Annotated in this window: 14 protein-coding genes; 10 read left to right on the top strand and 4 right to left on the bottom strand. The window is 65.3% G+C overall.

What is annotated here, in order from left to right; all coding sequences use genetic code 11:
• The first annotated feature begins 55 nt into the window (after positions 1-55).
• Together BraRD5C2_RS04245 and BraRD5C2_RS04240 are read left to right on the top strand one after the other, a co-directional pair.
• Positions 56-1,162 carry a glycoside hydrolase family 5 protein gene (locus BraRD5C2_RS04245; protein WP_223967067.1) on the top strand — a complete coding sequence of 369 codons (1,107 nt, stop codon included), beginning with the start codon at positions 56-58 and terminating at the stop codon, positions 1,160-1,162.
• A gap of 93 nt (positions 1,163-1,255) precedes the next feature.
• Complete coding sequence (locus tag BraRD5C2_RS04240; protein ID WP_223967066.1) at positions 1,256-2,758, top strand: hypothetical protein; 1,503 nt, start codon at positions 1,256-1,258, stop codon at positions 2,756-2,758.
• A 61-nt stretch (positions 2,759-2,819) separates the two neighbouring features.
• Here the strand turns inward: BraRD5C2_RS04240 and BraRD5C2_RS04235 are convergent, their stop codons facing one another.
• Positions 2,820-3,419, bottom strand: coding sequence for a 3-keto-disaccharide hydrolase (locus BraRD5C2_RS04235; RefSeq protein ID WP_223967065.1), 600 nt, complete (start codon positions 3,417-3,419; stop codon positions 2,820-2,822).
• Between the two features lie 215 nt (positions 3,420-3,634).
• On the opposite strand from BraRD5C2_RS04235, the gene BraRD5C2_RS04230 reads away from it, so the two are divergent.
• Both BraRD5C2_RS04230 and BraRD5C2_RS04225 read left to right on the top strand, forming a co-directional pair.
• Complete coding sequence (locus BraRD5C2_RS04230) at positions 3,635-4,105, top strand: cupin domain-containing protein (protein ID WP_223967064.1); 471 nt, start codon at positions 3,635-3,637, stop codon at positions 4,103-4,105.
• Positions 4,106-4,161: 56 nt separating this feature from the next.
• Positions 4,162-4,503 (top strand): hypothetical protein, encoded by a 342-nt coding sequence (locus BraRD5C2_RS04225; protein ID WP_223967062.1) that lies wholly within the window; start codon positions 4,162-4,164, stop codon positions 4,501-4,503.
• On the opposite strand, the gene BraRD5C2_RS04220 is transcribed toward BraRD5C2_RS04225, so the two are convergent.
• On the bottom strand, positions 4,477-8,592 hold the full coding sequence (locus BraRD5C2_RS04220; RefSeq protein WP_223967060.1) for a bifunctional diguanylate cyclase/phosphodiesterase: 4,116 nt from the start codon (positions 8,590-8,592) through the stop codon (positions 4,477-4,479). The two genes, BraRD5C2_RS04225 and BraRD5C2_RS04220, sit on opposite strands and share 27 nt — an antisense overlap.
• A 402-nt stretch (positions 8,593-8,994) precedes the next feature.
• On the opposite strand from BraRD5C2_RS04220, the gene BraRD5C2_RS04215 reads away from it, so the two are divergent.
• The 4 genes from BraRD5C2_RS04215 (at position 8,995) to BraRD5C2_RS04200 (ending at position 13,752) form a co-directional block, all read left to right on the top strand.
• Positions 8,995-10,047: an Ldh family oxidoreductase gene (locus tag BraRD5C2_RS04215; RefSeq protein ID WP_223967058.1), complete on the top strand. Its 1,053-nt coding sequence runs from the start codon at positions 8,995-8,997 to the stop codon at positions 10,045-10,047.
• Between the two features lie 24 nt (positions 10,048-10,071).
• Positions 10,072-11,436 (top strand): LLM class flavin-dependent oxidoreductase, encoded by a 1,365-nt coding sequence (locus tag BraRD5C2_RS04210; RefSeq protein WP_223967056.1) that lies wholly within the window; start codon positions 10,072-10,074, stop codon positions 11,434-11,436.
• A gap of 13 nt (positions 11,437-11,449) precedes the next feature.
• A complete protein-coding gene (locus BraRD5C2_RS04205) occupies positions 11,450-12,247 on the top strand; it encodes a fumarylacetoacetate hydrolase family protein (RefSeq protein ID WP_223967054.1) in 798 nt (265 codons plus the stop codon).
• Between the two features lie 320 nt (positions 12,248-12,567).
• On the top strand, positions 12,568-13,752 hold the full coding sequence (locus BraRD5C2_RS04200) for a serine hydrolase domain-containing protein (protein WP_223967053.1): 1,185 nt from the start codon (positions 12,568-12,570) through the stop codon (positions 13,750-13,752).
• Positions 13,753-13,777: 25 nt separating this feature from the next.
• On the opposite strand, the gene BraRD5C2_RS04195 is transcribed toward BraRD5C2_RS04200, so the two are convergent.
• Positions 13,778-14,698, bottom strand: a complete 921-nt coding sequence (locus tag BraRD5C2_RS04195) for a LysR family transcriptional regulator (RefSeq protein ID WP_223967051.1) — start codon at positions 14,696-14,698, stop codon at positions 13,778-13,780.
• A gap of 186 nt (positions 14,699-14,884) precedes the next feature.
• Here BraRD5C2_RS04195 and BraRD5C2_RS04190 point away from each other — a divergent pair, with 186 nt between their 5' ends.
• Both BraRD5C2_RS04190 and BraRD5C2_RS04185 read left to right on the top strand, forming a co-directional pair.
• Positions 14,885-15,238, top strand: a complete 354-nt coding sequence (locus tag BraRD5C2_RS04190) for a hypothetical protein (RefSeq protein WP_223967049.1) — start codon at positions 14,885-14,887, stop codon at positions 15,236-15,238.
• 62 nt (positions 15,239-15,300) lie between these two features.
• Entirely contained in the window at positions 15,301-15,807 is a 507-nt protein-coding gene (locus BraRD5C2_RS04185) for a hypothetical protein (protein WP_223967047.1), read from the top strand.
• A 148-nt stretch (positions 15,808-15,955) separates the two neighbouring features.
• On the opposite strand, the gene BraRD5C2_RS04180 is transcribed toward BraRD5C2_RS04185, so the two are convergent.
• Positions 15,956-16,411 carry an Lrp/AsnC family transcriptional regulator gene (locus tag BraRD5C2_RS04180; protein WP_223967046.1) on the bottom strand — a complete coding sequence of 152 codons (456 nt, stop codon included), beginning with the start codon at positions 16,409-16,411 and terminating at the stop codon, positions 15,956-15,958.
• Between the last annotated feature and the right edge of the window lie 6 nt (positions 16,412-16,417).

Genomic DNA, 16,417 nt, shown 5'->3' with positions numbered 1-16,417 from the left:
AGCCGCGCCGCGTCCGGCGTCGCCGCTCCAACATTGATCGCGAGTTGATCCTCCAATGGCCCGGCTATCGATCCCCGCCATCATCGCCACCGCTTCCATTCTGCTGTCCGTCGCCGCGCGGGCCTGCCCTGCCCTGATCGAAGGCGTGGCCCCGGACCGCATCAAGGCCTTGTCACGCGGCGTCAACGCCGATGGCTGGATCGTCGATCCGCGGTCGGCGCCGCCGCGCAGCCTGCTGCTCGAACTGCGCAAGGCCGGCCTGACCCACATCCGGCTGCCGGTGCCTGCCGACTTCGTCATGCCGCGCTTCGCCACCAAGGCGGAGATCGACAGCCGGCTGCAAACCGTCGATGCCGCGCTGAAGACCCTGCTCGCACTCGGGTTTGCCGTGTCGATCGACCTGCATTCGGGCCAGCACTTCAACGCGCTGCACAAGGACGATCCGCCCGGGGCGATGGCCGAGATGAAGAGCGCCTGGACCGCACTCGCGCAGGTCATGCAGCGCTATCCCTCCGATCGGGTGTTTGCGGAACTGCTGAACGAGCCGGAGGTCGATGCTGCGCAGTGGCAAGGCGAGGTCCGGGAACTGGCCGGCTTCATTCGCCAATTGCTGCCGCAGACCACGCTGATCACGGGACCGGTCAACTGGCAGCGTGCGGACTCGCTGCCGGGCTTCACCCCGCTCGACGATCCGAACGTCGTCTATGCCATCCACTTCTACGATCCGATGGTATTCACCCATCAGGCCCATTGGGATCGGAAGGAGCCACTCCACGACGTCGTCGGATTGCCCTATCCGATCCGCGCCGACGACCCGAAGGTTCAACAGTTGCGGGAACAGCTGACTGCGCTGAACAAGCCCAAGGCGCTTGCGATGGTCGACCGCGCCATCCAGGGCCGCAGCATCGACCGATGGCTTGAGCCCGCGGCTGCCTGGCAGCGGCAATATTCCCGCCCGATCATCATCAATGAGTTCGGGGTGCTGAAGGCCGGCGCGCCGCGCGACAGCCGGTTGCGCTGGCTCGCCGGCGTCACGGCCTACGCCCGGCAGCAGTGCTGGGGCTGGACCCATTGGGAACTGTCGCAGGGCTTTGGCCTGGCCGACGCCGTCACCGGCAAGGCCGACCGCGACGTGTTGAAGGCGCTGCTCGGGAGCCGCTGACCCATCTGGTTAACCGGTTCTTACACAATGCGCGGCTAGATCGGCGATTGCGGGTGTGGCACGCCACCCATCCGGTCATTTAGGTCAGAGCCTGTGCGAGCAGACATAGCCCCGCGGCCGCTGTTGGCCGGCGACCTCGTTCCTGCGCTCGGCATCGCCGTGGCATCGATCGCCTTCGCGCCGATCATGCAGGCGGCCAATGCAGGGCTCGCGATCGCCGTCGAAGGCCTGATCGGCTGCGCCATCGTGCTCGCGGCGCCGGCCTATGCGCCGTCGATCGCCATCTTCATCATCTTCTTCCAGAACCTGTTCGTCTCGATCCTGTCGTCCTACATCACGACCGAGCAGGAGATGGATTTCGTCAAGGGTTACAATTTCCTGATCTGCGCGGTGATGTGGCTGGTGACGCTGGCGCTGTACCTGCTGCGTGAGCGCAAGCATTCGCCCGAGATCGACCGCATCATGAATTGGGGGCTGATGACGCTTGCGGTCGTAGGGGTGTATTTCCTGCTCGGCGCCACGCAGGACGCGCATGCGGCCCTCGTCTATCTGCGCAACATCGCATTTCCGCTGTTTCTGTTTCAGCTCTCGCTGCTGACCGCCGCCACCTTCGAGATCCGCATCACGCCGTTCCTGGTGACCGTCGCTACGCTGCTGATCGTCTGCGGCTATGTCGAACTGCTGTTTCGCGATTTCTGGCTCGAGATCACCAATGGCTACACGTTCTGGCACTTCGACGAGCTGAAGGCGACCCGCTCCGGGGCCTGGGAAGCCGAGATGCGCCAAACCGGCAATGTCCCGGTCGATCTGATCGACCGCTTCCGCTTCAGCTTTCTCAACAGCCCGTTGTTCGAGGATCTCGGACTGTCGTCGATCCTGCGCATCTTCGGACCGAACATGAGCCCGATCAGCTTCGGCTACGGGATCGCCTTCTCCATCCTGTTCCTGTTCGCGGTTGGATATCGCTGGCTGGCGCTGGTCGCGATCCCCTTGCTGATCTTCTGCAGCGTGAAGGGCGCGCTCATCCTGGTCATCTTCGTGGCCCTGGCCTGGACGGCAACCTGGCTGCTCGGCGCCACCGTCACCCTTGCCGTCGCGCTGGTCGGGCTCGTGGGGTACGCCATCGCGGCGATCCATATCGGTCTCCAGATCGGCGACTTTCACGTGATCGGCTTCATGGGCGGCTGGGATGGATTCCTGCACAACCCGATCGGCCGCGGCCTCGGCGTCGGCGGCAATCTCTCCGAAGGTTACTTCTCGATCGACTGGAACGCCGCGCAAGCGGCCGGCACGATGGACGGCGCGGTGGAGAGCGCCGTCGGCGTCCTGCTCTATCAGATGGGCATCGGCGCAGTGGTGCCGCTCGGCTTCTTCTTTGCGGTGGCGCTGAAGGCCTGGCGCCTTTACGCCTCGTCTGGAATCCTCATCCAGGGGCTCGCCGCGTTCGGCACGATGGTCGTGCTGGTGAACGGCATCTTCCAGGAAGAGGCGCTGTTTGCGCCGCCGGCGCTCGGGCTGCTCCTGTGCTTGACCGGCCTCGTGATCGGCCACCATTTGCGCACGCAAGGCGACGATCTGAAGGCCTCCCACGGATAGCCCACGACACGCAGCCAAAAGCCCGGCCGCCGCGCGACCGGGCTCTCCTCGGCGTGGGTTGTCAGAGCGGCTTGATCTGCACCTTGCGGAACTTGACCACGCCCGAACCATACTGGAGCGCGATGTAGCCGTTGGCGTGCTTGGAATCCTGCGCGTCGACGGTCTTCTGGCCGTTCAGCGTCACGACGAAATGCGGCCCCTGCGCCGTGATCTCGTAGACGTTCCACTTGCCGGCCGCCTTCGGCATCGGATCGACCTTGCCGACGTCGACTATCGCGCCGGTGCCGTAGGTCGGATCAGGACGCTTGTCGAAGATGTTGACCTCGTAGCAGACCTTGGAGTCGATCAGCTTGTTGCCTTCGCAGCGGATGAAGACGCCGCTGTTGGCGTCCTCGTCGGTCCAGAACTCCGCGCGGATCTGGAAGTCCTTGTACTGGGTCTTGCTGACGAGATAGGAGAGATCCTTGCCGTCGAGCTTGTCGGCAACCAGCGCGCCGTCCTTCATGGCCCAATTGGCCTTGCCGACCTCGTCCCAGTCGCCCTGCTTGGAGCTGTCGAGCAGCGTGACCCAGCCGTCATCGCCCGATGCGGTGGTGGAAAATTGCAGCGCGGCCGCACCGATCACGAGTCCCGCCGCCAGTATCGACAGATGCTTCTTCAAGGTTATCCTCCCGTCTTTTGGTTGGCGCGCAACCTATCATCGTCTGCAGCGTCGTAAATGCGTTTTTCATATTGCAACTGCGTTGTGTCACGGCCCGATGCCGCAATCTTGAGAGCAGACATGCGCGGGCGCGTCTTGTCCGAGGCAAGCGGGAACGATTAGCATCACGCGACATACGGGCGCGGCAGTCGCCCGAACGAACTTCGGAGGATACGATGACGGCATCGAACCGGTCCTGGCGATACCTGATGGTGCCGCTGGCGCTTGCCGGCACGCTGAGCGTCAGCTCCGCGGCCGAGCTCAATCCGGCCGCCGTCACCTACAAGCTGCCGGACCAGATTCCCTGGAGCGCGGTCGACGCGCGCGGCGCGCAGAACGCCGTCGTGGTCGGCGATCCCTCGAAGCCCGGCTTCTACATGGTCTACACCAAATGGACCAAAGGCAATCACTTCAGCCGTCCGCACTTTCACCCGAACGATCGCTATATCGTCGTGCTGAAAGGCACCTGGTGGGTCGGCTCGGGTCCGAAATTCGATCCCGATCACGGCACCGTGGCAATGCCGGCGGGAAGCTTCGTCACCCATTTCGGCAAGCAGGTGCATTGGGACGGCGCCAAGGACGAGGACGCCGTGCTGCTGATCATGGGCGAAGGCCCAGCCACCGCGACCGAGGTGGAACAGAAGTAGCCGCGTTGCGTAAGGTCCATGCGATGCTATCATCGCAGCCCAAGGAAGGACCTTCGATGCATCCCGCCGCCAAGCTGCAATTTGCCCGCATCGCCGACGAGTTCGCGCGATGGCGCGCCATTGCCGAACCGGAACGGCCGCCGGCGCCGGCGTGGTGGTGGGGACCGGCATTCGAGCTGCGCGATGCCGCCGAAGCGCTGCCTTCCACCTTGTCCCGCCGGTTCCGCCTGCCCGACGGGGCGAGCTTTGCAGAGGCGTCGGCGACGCTGCGCCAGACCCTGGCCGGCCAGGCGATACCGTCCTGGCCCTATGATTTCTCGCGCGTGATCGCCTCCACCGATTCCGACGTCCGCGACCTGCCCGTGCAGCCGTCAGACGACAGCGCGTTTCCGCCCTAGATCCGGCCCCGCCTCGCCGAACGCCTCGTCATCCAGCGACGGCTGCAACGGCGGCGACGTCAGCACCGGCGACGTCTTCAACAATTCGGCGAGATCGCGCGGCGGCAGCGGCCGGCTGAACAGGAAGCCCTGCATCTCGTCGCAGGCATGTGCGCGCAGGAACTCCTGCTGCTCGGAGGTCTCGACGCCCTCGGCGACGATGGTCATGCCGAGCGCCTTGCCCATGCTGATGATCGCCTGGGCGATCGCGACGTCCTCGGAATCATCGGGCAGATCGCGCACGAAGGAGCGATCGATCTTGATGGTGTCGATCGGGAACTGCTTCATCAGCGACATCGACGAATAGCCGGTGCCGAAATCGTCGATCGCCAGCCGAATGCCCCGGTTCTGGATCGCGTCGAGCACGCGGACCGCGCGCGTCACGTTGCGCATCACCATGCTTTCGGTGACCTCGAGCTGCAGCAGCGCCGGCGACATGCCGCTCTGCTCGAGTGCCTCGTCGATGTCGTCGAGCAGGTTCGGATCGCCGAACTGCCGCGGCGAGAGGTTGACCGCCATCGTCACCGCCTTGAGGCCGCGGTGCTGCCACGCCATGTTCTGCGCGCAGGCTTCCTTCAGCACCCAGCGGCCGATCGGCACGATCAGCCCGATCTCCTCGGCGAGCGGAATGAACTGCCCTGGCGACACCTTGCCGAGCTCGGGATGGGTCCAGCGCAGCAGCGCCTCGACGCCGCTGATCTGACCGCTCGCCATGTCGACCTTGGGCTGATACTCGAGCGAGAACTGGTCGCGCTCCAGCGCGCGGCGCAGTGCGCTTTCCATCGTCAGGCGCTCGATCGACTGCGCCCTGACCTCGTTGGAGAAGAAGCGGAAGCCGTTCTTGCCGTCCTCCTTGGCAAGATACATCGCCATGTCGGCATTCTTGGTGAGCGTCTGCACGTCGGAGCCGTCGGTGGGATACGTCGCAATCCCGATCGAGGCCGTGGTGTGGCACTCGTGCCCGCTGAGCTGCATCGGCTGGCTGAGTGCGACCAGGAGATCGCCGGCGATGCGCTCGACGTCGTGACGTTCGGTGGTGTCCTCCAGGATGACCACGAACTCATCGCCGCCGAGCCGCGCCACCACGTCGCTCGCACGCAACGATCCGCGCAGCCGCTCGGCGATCGCCACCAGCAGCATGTCGCCGGCGTCATGGCCGAGCGAATCGTTGATCACCTTGAAGCGGTCGAGATCGATGAACAGCACGGCGAGCTGCCGGCAATGGCGGTCTGCCGCCGAGATCGCGTGACGCAGCATCTCGTTGAAGGTCTCGCGGTTCGGCAGATTGGTCAGGCTGTCATGCGAGGCAAGATATTCGATCCGTTCATCGGCCTTGTGCTTCTCGTCGGCGCGGTCGAAGCTCTCGAGCGCGAACGCCAGATTGTCGGCGAGCCGCTGCAGCAGCTCGGCGAATTCCGGCGTGAACGTATCCTTCTCGATCGCGACGAAGATCATGACGCCGACGACCGATCCGCTGACGATCAGCGGAAACGAGGCACCGGACTGCGTTCCATCGAGACGCGCGCGCTCATGGAAAGCTGCAGTCTCGGTATCGGCAAAATAGTCGTTGATGATGCAGGCCCTGCCGGACCGGAACGCCCGGCCGCAGGCGCCGCGCCCCTCGGCGTGTGCCGCGCTGGTCGAGAGCGTCACCTGGCTCGCGCCGTCGGCGGCTGGGCCCGCGATCGCGACAATGCGGAGATAGTCGCTGCCCGGCTGCGCCAGCGCGATGGTGGTCGAGGTGAACTTGCCGCCGGTCGCCGCCGCCTCGCAGACCAGCTGGTAGAGCTCGGCGCGGGACTTCGCCCGCATGATCGCCTCGTTGGTCGCGCTCAGCGCCGCGAACATCCGCGACAGCCGCTCCTTCTGCTCGTCGGCCCGCGCCTTCTCGTCGGCGCGGTCGAAATTAGCCAGCGCAAACGACACGTTCTCGGTGAGCCGCTGCAGCAGCGCCATCATCTCCGGACTGAAGGTGTTGAACTCGCCGGAGAGGAACACCAGCGCGCCGATCGCCTCGCCGTTCTTGAGCAGCGGCAGGGCCGCGCCGGACTTGCTGCCGCTGTCGCGCACGACCGGATAGACATGCGACTCGGGGCCGAAGTCGCTGAGATAATCGTTGCTGATGCAGGGCCTGCGGGTGCGGACCGCAACGCCGGTCAGCGTTTGTCCCTCCGGACGCGTCGCATCGGCCGACAACTGGACTTCGCGGGCCCGTACCCGGTCGGGGCCGGAAGCAGCCACGTTCTCCAGGAAGACCTCACCCGGCCGCACCAGCCTGATCGTGGCCGAGATGAACTGACCGCCGACCGCCGCGGCATCGCAGACCAGATCGAACAGCTCGCTGCGGGATTTCGCCCGCATGATCGCCTCGTTGGTCGCGCTCAGCGCCGCGAACATCCGCCTCAGCCGTTCCTTCTGCTCCTCGGTGCGCGCCTTCTCGTCGGCACGATCGAAGCTGCCGAGCGCATAGGCGACGTTGTCGGCGAGCCGCTGCAGCAGCTCGGCGAACTCGGCCGAGAAGGTGTTGCGCTTGGCGGAGATGAACAGCATCACGCCGACCGGCTCATCGTCGACGATCAACGGAAATGCCGCGCCCGATCGGGCATCCTCACGGTCGATGACGTCGCGGAACGGGTTGTTGGCGACGTCGCCCAGAAAATCGTTGTTGATGCAGGCGCGCCGGGAGCGGAACGCCTTGCCGCAAACCCCGCGCCCTTCGGGACGCGCCTCGCTGCGCGAGACGTTGAGGCGGCGCGCATTCTCGGCGGTCGGCCCCGCCACCGCCATCATCTCCAGGAAGTCGTCGCCGGGTTTTGCGATCAGGATGCTGGTGGAGTTGAACCCGCCGCCATGCGCCGCCGCGGCGCAGACCAGCTCGAACATCTCGAGCCGCGACCGCGCGCGCATGATCGCCTCGTTGGTCGCGCTCAGCGCCGCGAACATCCGCGACAGCCGCTCGCGTTCGGCATCGGCCTTGGCCTTCTCGGTAGCGCGGCCGAACGTGTCGAGCGCAACCGAGACGTTCTCGGCGATGCCCGCCAGCAGCGCGATGATCTCTTCGTCGCGGGCCCAGGAATTGCCGATGAAGAAGATCAGGACGCCGATGCTCCTGCCGAACCGGGTGAGCGGCAGCGCGACGCAGGCCATCAGGCCGCTCTCGCCGGCCTGCGCCTGCGAGGCGCCCGTCGATATCGGAATGTCGTGCTCGATGCACGGCCGTTTGGTCCGGAACGCCTCGCCGCAGATCCCCTTGCCGTAGAGATTGTCCGGATCCGTCGAAAAGCGCGTCTGCGTGATCAGGTCGAGCGCCTCGCCGGTGCCGGCGACGGGCTCGAGCCAGTGCGTGTCGGGCTCGGCCAGCAGCACCACCGTGGCGAAGGATTTTCCGCTGAACACCGCGGCGTCGCACACCCGCTGATAGAGATCGTGCTCGGTCTTGGCGCGGAGGATCGCCTCGTTGGTTGCGCTGATGGCGCCGAACATGCGGTTGAGCCGACGCATCGCCCGCTCGCCGCTCTTGCGCGACGCCTCATGGTCGAAATTGTCGAGCGCAAAGGACACGTTCGCCGCGATGCGCTCCAGCAGCGACACGATCTCCTCGCCGAGCGAGTCGACCTCGCGCCGGGTCACCATGAAGACGCCGACGCTGCGCCCGTTGCAGACCAGCGGCATCGCCGCCGCCGCGCCGACGCCGGCTGCCGCGAGACCGCTGCGCCAGGCCGACGAACGGGCATCATTGAGATAGTCGTTGCTGACGCTGGCGCTCTGATCGCGGAACGCCCGCCCGGCGACGCCCTCCCCTTCCGGAATGTTGGCGAGGATGGAAATCCTGATGCTGCGCAGACGCGCGACATCGTCGCCGCAACCGGCGGCGAATATCAGCCGACCGGTATCCGGCTCCAGCAAAAAGACGGTCGCGGCCAGGAAGCTCCCGCTCGAGAACGCGGCTTCGCAGACCTTTCCGTACAACTCTTCTGGTGATTTCGCGTACAGGATCGCTTCGTTGGTGGCATTCAACGCCGCGAATGTACGCCCGATGCTGGACTGCACGATCCCTGAAGGCCCCAGGGCCACCCCCTTCAATCTGCCGGGGAACATTGCCCGCGAGAGGCCTAAGTGATGGTTAGTGTATCCGGCAAGTTGTGAGACAAAGTAAACGGCTGACGAATCCCGGAGGCCGTTTTCCGGGATAATACGGACGCCGATGTGCCAGCCTGAGGCGGAGGGTTGCGGGACGCGGATTGCCGCCCCGGTTGCGCCTCCGGCGCGGCCAAATTCCGCAGCGCGACCGCGACCGTTCCATTCAGTGAAATCCCAGCCGGGAGCACCCTGCTGGCGGTATGGCGGACCGGATTTTCCGCCCTTGCTCGGCGGGCTGCGCTTTGAGACCATCAGCCTGACAACAGCAAGCAAGACCCGCGCATCACGCGGGCGGACCGCGAGGAAAATCCCATGCCGATCGTCCAGGCCGACCGTCTCACACGCATCGGCGCGGCGCTGCTCCGGGGCGCCGGCGCATCGGAGGAGGAAGCCAACGCGGTTGCCTCCGGCTGCGTCAACGCCAACCTCGCCGGCCATGACTCCCACGGCGTGATCGCGATCCCGACCTATATCGACCGCATCAAGGCCGGCCATATCGTCCCCGGCGCCAAATGGACCGTGGTGCAGGAGACGCCGACCACGACCGTGATCGACGGTCATTGGGGATTCGGCTTCCACGTCAACGCCAAGGCGATGGAGATGACCATCAACAAGGCGAAGACCGCCAATGTCGCGGCCTGCACCGTGTTCCGGCAGAGCCATGTCGGCCGTCTGGCGCATTACCCGCTGATGGCGATGCGCGAAGGCATGATCGGGATCGCGGCCGCCGATTCCGGCCGCTCGCCGAAGCATGTCGCGCCGTTCGGCGGCCGCGAGGCCCGGCTCGGCACCAACCCGCTCTCGATCGCGGTGCCGTCCGATCTCGAGGCGCCGTTCTATCTTGATATGGCGACCTCGGCGGTGGCGGCCGGCAAGATCCAGCTCGCGGTGGCGCGTGGCGAGAGCATCCCGAAGGGCTGGATCATCGATGCCGAAGGGCGCGACACCACTGACCCTGCGGACTATCGCAAGGGCGGCGCGCTGCTGCCGCTCGGCGGCAGCGAAGGCTACAAGGGCTCGGGCCTTGCCGCGATGGTCGAGGTGCTGTGCGGCCTGCTGACCGGCCTCGGCTTCGGCGTCGAGCCGACCGGCCGGCACAACGACGGCTGCTTCATGGCAGTGTTCAATGTCGCGGCGTTCCGCCCCTTGCAAGACTTCAAGAAGGAGGTCGCCGATTTCGCCCGCTACCTGAAATCGACGCCGCTCTCGGAAGGGAGCCGCGGCGTGTTCTATCCCGGCGAAGTCGAACATCTGCGCGAAGTCGAACGGCGCAAGAACGGCATCGAGATCGAGGATGCGACCTGGGACAAGCTCAAGGCGCTCGCGGCCGGTTACAAGCTCACCGACGACCTCGATCTTCGCTGACGCATTCAGGTACAGGAGAACGACATGACACGGCAAATCGCGCTGGTCGGCTTTTTGCAGGCGCAGAACTGCACCAATCTGCCGAGCTCCTGGCGTCACCCGGAGTCGCGCGACGATTCGATGTCGGCGGACTACTATCAGGAGATCGCGCGCATCCTGGAGCGCGGCAAGTTCCACATGGCGTTCTTCGACGATCGCCTCGCGATGCCGGACCGCTACGGCAACGATCACGCCCACACCGTCGAATACGGCATCCGCTGCGTGAAGATGGACCCGATCGTGGTGCTGACCACGATGGGCATGGTCACCACCAGGCTCGGCCTCGCCTCGACCGCCTCCACCACCTATTTCGAGCCGTTCGACGTCGCCCGCCGCTTCGCCACGCTCGATCTGATGACCAACGGCCGCGCGGCCTGGAACGTGGTGACGTCGGTCAATGACGGCGAAGCGCTCAACATGGGCAAGGCGCAGCATCTCGACCACGATCCGCGCTACGACCGCGCCGACGAGTTCATGGAGGTGGTGCTCGGCCATTGGGACGCCTGGGAAGACGGCGCGCTGGTGATCGACAAGACAAGCGGCCGGTTCGCCGATCCGGCCAAGGTGAAGCGGCTCGATCACAAGGGCGCGTTCTTTACCTCGCGAGGCCCGTTCACGGTGCCGCGCTCGGCGCAGGGCCATCCCGTCGTGATCCAGGCCGGCGCATCCGGCCGCGGCCAGCGCTTTGCCGGGCGTTGGGGCGAGGTGATCTTCACCGCGGCCCGCAACCTCGCCAATGCCAAGCAAGGCTATGACGCGATCCGGGGCGAAGCCGCCAAGGCCGGCCGCGATCCCGACCAGATGTTCCTCTGCAACCTGATCACGCCGGTCACCGGCGCGACCAAGGCCGAGGCCGAGGACCGGATGGCCGTGATCCAGAAGCTGCCGCTCGAGATCGACGCGCTGTCGCTGCTCGCCGAAGGCCTCAACTTCGATTTCGGCGCCAAACCGATCGACGAGCCGCTAACCACTGAGGAGTTGCAAGGCATGCAAGGCATGCTCGGCATCCGCGACGGCGTGCTGCGCACCTCGGGCAAGGCCAATCCCTCGACCCGCGACTTCATCACCTTCTCCGGCCGCGGCCAGGTGCAGGACGCGATGGTCGGCGGCCCGAAGGAGATCGCCGACCGGCTGGAGGAAATGTTCGAAGGCCGCGGCTGCGACGGCTTCGTCATCGCGGCGAGCTATGTGCCGGGCTCCTACGCCGACTTCGTCGATCACGTGGTGCCCGAGTTGCAGAAGCGCGGCCTGTTCCACAAGGACTACGCCGGCACCACGCTGCGGGAAAATCTCGGGCTGAAGCGCCCGGCGGCGGGCGCCTGGAAGACCCGCGCGCGGGCCGCGGAATAGAAGGGACATCATCATGCGCTGGCTGAAATTCACCGCCGCGGGCACGACCGCGGGTACGACTTCCTGGGGCCTCGTCGAGGGCGACACCGTCATCACCGTGAACGGTGATCCCTTTGGCGAATGGAGCAAGACGGCGAAGACCCACGCCCTGAAGGACGTCAAGATCGAGCTGCCGCTGATCCCGCGCACTTTCTACTGCGTCGGGCTGAACTATCTGAAGCATCTCAAGGAGGCCGCCGACAAGGCCGGCACCGTGCCGAACGTTCCCGATCGTCCCGAGATCGGCTACCGCGCGCAGAACGCGCTGATCGCCCATGACGAGGATGTCATCATCCCGGCGAGCGCAACCGAGAAGATCCATTACGAGGGCGAACTTGTCGTCGTGATCGGCAAGAAAGCCAGGCACCTCACCGAAGCCAATGCGATGGACTGCGTGTTCGGATACACGATCGGCAACGACGTCTCCGAGCGCAACTGGCAGAAGGCCGACCGCGGGCTGTGGCGCGCCAAGAACGCCGATACCTTCAAGCCGATGGGCCCGTGGATCGAGACCGATGTCGATCTCGACCGCATGGAGACCGCGATCCGCGTCAACGGCAAGGAGACCGGCCGCTTTCGCACCAACGAAATGATCTTCGGCATCGTGCCCTTCCTCGTCGAGCTTTCGAAATACTTCACGCTGTCGCCCGGCGACGTGATCTGGATGGGCACCGACGGCGCCTCGCCCGACCTGAAGGACGGCGACGTGGTGGAGATCGACATCACAGGGATCGGGACATTGCGGAACAGGTTCGTGAAGGAGAAGGTGTGAGGGCTGGTGGTCTGAGCCTGCGCGCGCCTCATCCTCAGTGTCGTCCCGGCGAAGGCCGGGACCCATACTCCGCAGCAGACGTTGTGTGGGGACTCGTCGTTCCAGCATCGTGATACAATGACCAACGGTGGTTATGGGTCCCGGCCTGCGCCGGGACGACAGCGAGTTTGTTGAGCGGATCGTGAGACACACATCCGCATTCTCGCGACATTGGCCGTCGGGCCATCGTGACATCATCACACAGCCACTTTCGTAACGTGACAGAGACAAGAGAACCGCAATACCGTGCGGGCCGCTCGCACTCACCAGGCAAGCCAACCATGCCGCTTTCGCGCCGAACGTTGCTTCAGGGCTCGCTGCTAGCAGCCGCAGGAATCGCCTGCAGGCCATCGCTGGCGCTTGCCGACCCACCCGCCGAGCTTCCGACATCGGAGCAACGCAAGCAGATGGCGGGCCTCGCCGCCGACTTCATGACGGAGTACGACGTCCCCGGTCTTTCCATCGCGGTTTCGATCAAAGGAAAGCCGGCTTATGTGGAGGCGTTCGGCATTGCGGATCGGGAGAGCGGCGAAGCACTGACCCCGCAGCACCGCTTCCGCATCGCGAGCATCTCGAAGCCGGTGACCTCGACCGGAATCTTCACCCTCGTCGAAGCCGGCAAATTGCGGCTCGGCGATTACGTGTTCGGTGAAAGCTCCATTCTCGGTCAGGACTACCCGACGACGCCAACCTTGCAGAGCCTGATGCCGGTAGGCTCATCCCGCTCGCCTGTCGAGCAGATCACGATCGAGCACCTGTTGACCCACACCACCGGGACCTGGGGCAACCAGTCCCGCGACCCGATGTTCATGAACCAGGACATGAAGCATCGCGAGCTGATCAACTGGACGCTGGAGCACATGCCGCTCACCAATCCGCCGGGCCAGTCCTACGCCTATTCGAATTTCGGCTATTGCATCCTCGGGCGCGTGATCGAGAAGCTCAGCGGCCGGAGCTACGAGCAGTACATCAAGGACGCGGTCCTGAAGCGATGCGGCATCACCGACATGCAGATTGCCGGCAATACGCTGCGCGAGCGGGCCAGCAACGAGGTCAAATATTACAGCCAGACCGGCGGCGATCCGTACCGGATGAACGTCGCCCGGATGGATTCGCACGGCGGCTGGATTGCGACGCCGAGCGATCTGACGACGCTGTTCGTCCATATCGACGGCTTCAAGGACACCGAACAGCTGCTCACCGACGACAGCCTCCGCGTCATGAGCACGCCCAGCGCCGTCAACCCCCGCTATGCCAAGGGCCTGTTCATCACCGCGAACAACAATTGGTGGCACAGCGGCCTGCTCGACGGAACGACAACGATCACGGTCCGGACCGATGGAGACTTCTGCTGGTCCGCGTTCACCAATACCAGGTCGCGCGACGGCATGACCCGCGCCCTCGACCTGCTGGTCTGGCACATGGTCAAGACGGTGCCGGACTGGCAGCCGCAGAAGCGCGCGTAGGCCTCGCCGTCATTCCGGACCGAGCTCACCGCGCCGCCGCCGACCTGCTCTTCACGTGATCGATGAAGGCGCGCAGCTTCGGCATGATCTGGCGGTGGCCGGGATAGTAGAGAAATACGCCGGGTGTCGTCGTCGCAAACGGCTCCAGCACGCGCACGAGTTTTTTCTCCTTCACGGCGCCTGATATCAGCGGTGCGGGCACTTGCGCCAATCCGACACCTTCGATGGCCGCGCCGACCAGCGTCGGGAAATCATGGCCGATGAAGGAGCCGGAGACGGCAAGCTCGATCGAACGGCCGTTGTCGTTGAGCGACCACGGCGCCAGCCCGCCATTCGATCGCCGCAACCTGAGGCACGTGTGTTCGCGCAGATCCTCCGGACGTTTGGGCCGGCCACGGCGCGCGAGATAGTCCGGGCTGCCGACGACGGCGAACGGGAACGGTTTGGTCAGACGCACCGCGACCATGTCCGGGTTGATGAACTGGCCCATCCTGATGCCGGCATCGAAACCGCCGGCCGCGAGGTCGACCAGCTCCTCGCTGGCGGCGAGCTCGACCTCGATCTCGGGATAGGCCTTGCAGAATGACGCGATCAGCGGCTCCAGCAGGATCGGCACCACCGAGCGCGGCACGGTGAGACGCAACAGCCCCGCCGGCTTCTGCCCGAGCTCGCGCGCCGCGCCGCTTGCCGCGACCAGCTCCTCGAACGCGGGCCTGGCGCGCGCCAGGAAGCGTTCGCCGGCCTCGGTGAGGCCGACGCTGCGGGTGGTGCGGATGAACAGCACGGCGCCGAGCCGCGCCTCGAGCGCGCGCACCGCCTGGCTGATCGCCGACGGCGTCACCGCGAGCTCGGTCGCCGCACGACGAAAGCTGCGGTGCTGGGCGACGGCCAGGAATGCCTCGACGCCGTCGAGCGCGCCCTGCCTGACTGTGAAGTTCTGCTTCATAGCCCGTCAACATTATCGCGAATAGTCGCGCGCGGGAAGCGGCCCTACATCGGAGGCACAGGCAGCGCGACGCGTACTGCTCCACCCGACATCACGACGGCAGTCGTGAACGGAGACCTGCGACCGATGAAAACAATCCGTCACACCCTCCTGGCCCTCACCCTCACTTCGACAGGCTTAACCTCCATGACCGCTCCCTCTCTTGCCCAAGCCCAAACACAGGCACAGCCCCCCTCCCCCATCACCACCGGCGTGATGGTCATCCTGACCGTCAAGGCCGGCGTCACCCGCGAACAGGTGATGGCCGTGATGCCGGATGAAATCCGGCAGACCGTGCAGCTCTATCTCAGCGGCAAGGTTCGCGAATGGTATTCGCGATCCGACGGGCGCGGCGTCGTCTTCCTGCTCGACGCCAAGGACACATCCGAGGCCCAGGCGATCATGGAAGGGCTGCCGTTGTCCAAGCTCGACATCATGGACCACGACTACATCGCGGTCGGCCCGCTGCTGCCGCTGCGCCTGCTGCTCGCCAAGCCGTGAGCCCGCCGAGGTCGAACCCGATCGACGGGTTCGACCTCTCCCTCCGGATCGACAAACAGAGGATGCCGGCCGTGCCAGTCAGTCTCAACATTCCATTCCTGCTCAGCGTCGCGGGAGCATTTCTGGCGAGTGCAGTGGTGGCCGCGACCTATGTCTGGCCGGCGCTCCGCACCTGGCCGCGCCATGAGGCGCTCCGGCTGCTTGCGGCCTTTCATGCCTTCCGGTTTCTCGGCATGAACTTCATGGTCACAGGCTTCGTGTCGCCGGAGGTGAACCCGGTGTTTGCCAGCGCGGTCGGCTGGGGCGATCTGATCGCCGCAGCGCTCGCGCTGCTCGCGATGGCGGCACTGTCGTGGCGCTGGCCGGTGGCGATTCCGATCGTCTGGTTCTTCAACATCTGGGGCACGCTGGATCTCCTCAACGCCTACTTCATGGGCGCGACGAGGAACGCGGATCCCGGCCTGTTCGGCGCCGGCATCTATATCCCGGCGCTCTACGTGCCGCTGCTACTGGTCAGCCATGTCATGGTGTTCATGCTGCTGATGCGGCCCAAAGCGGCGGAAGCGTAGCGTCCTCCCTCGTCATTCCGGGGCTCGCGAAGCGAGAGCCCGGAATCCATCAAGCCGCATAACGCGCGGAGAAATGGATTCCGGGCTCGTGCTTCGCACGCCCCGGAATGACGTGGGAGAGAGAGACGCGCGTACCTCGAACGACAAACTAAAACGGAAGCACCACGCCGGTCTTGATCTCCTTCAGGACCACGTTGGTGCGCACGTGCCGGATGCCGGGAATGCGGAACATGAACTCGTCGAGGAATCTGTTGTAGGCGTCCATGTCGCGCACAACGACGCGCAGATGATAATCGGCATCGCCTGTTGTCGCGAAGCATTCCAGCACCTCGCGGCGCTGCGTCACCCGTGCGACGAACTCGTCGACGAATTTCGTGTCGTGCCGCTCCAGCGAGACGTGCAGGATCGCCGAGGTCGCAAAGCCTGCGCGCTCACGCGCCACCAGCGCCGAATAGCCGGAGATGACGCCGGCCTCCTCCAGCGCGCGGACCCGCCGCCAGCACGCCGAGGTCGACATCCCGACGGTTTCCGCAAGCTGCTGGTTGGTGGCGCGGCCGTCCTTTTGCAGTTCGGCGAGGATTTTTTCGTCCTGCTCTTCGACCATTACGCG

This window comes from Bradyrhizobium sp. RD5-C2 (genome assembly GCF_019972155.1).
Classification (GTDB): Bacteria; Pseudomonadota; Alphaproteobacteria; order Rhizobiales; family Xanthobacteraceae; genus Bradyrhizobium.
This window is presented reverse-complemented; position numbering and strand designations above follow the sequence as displayed.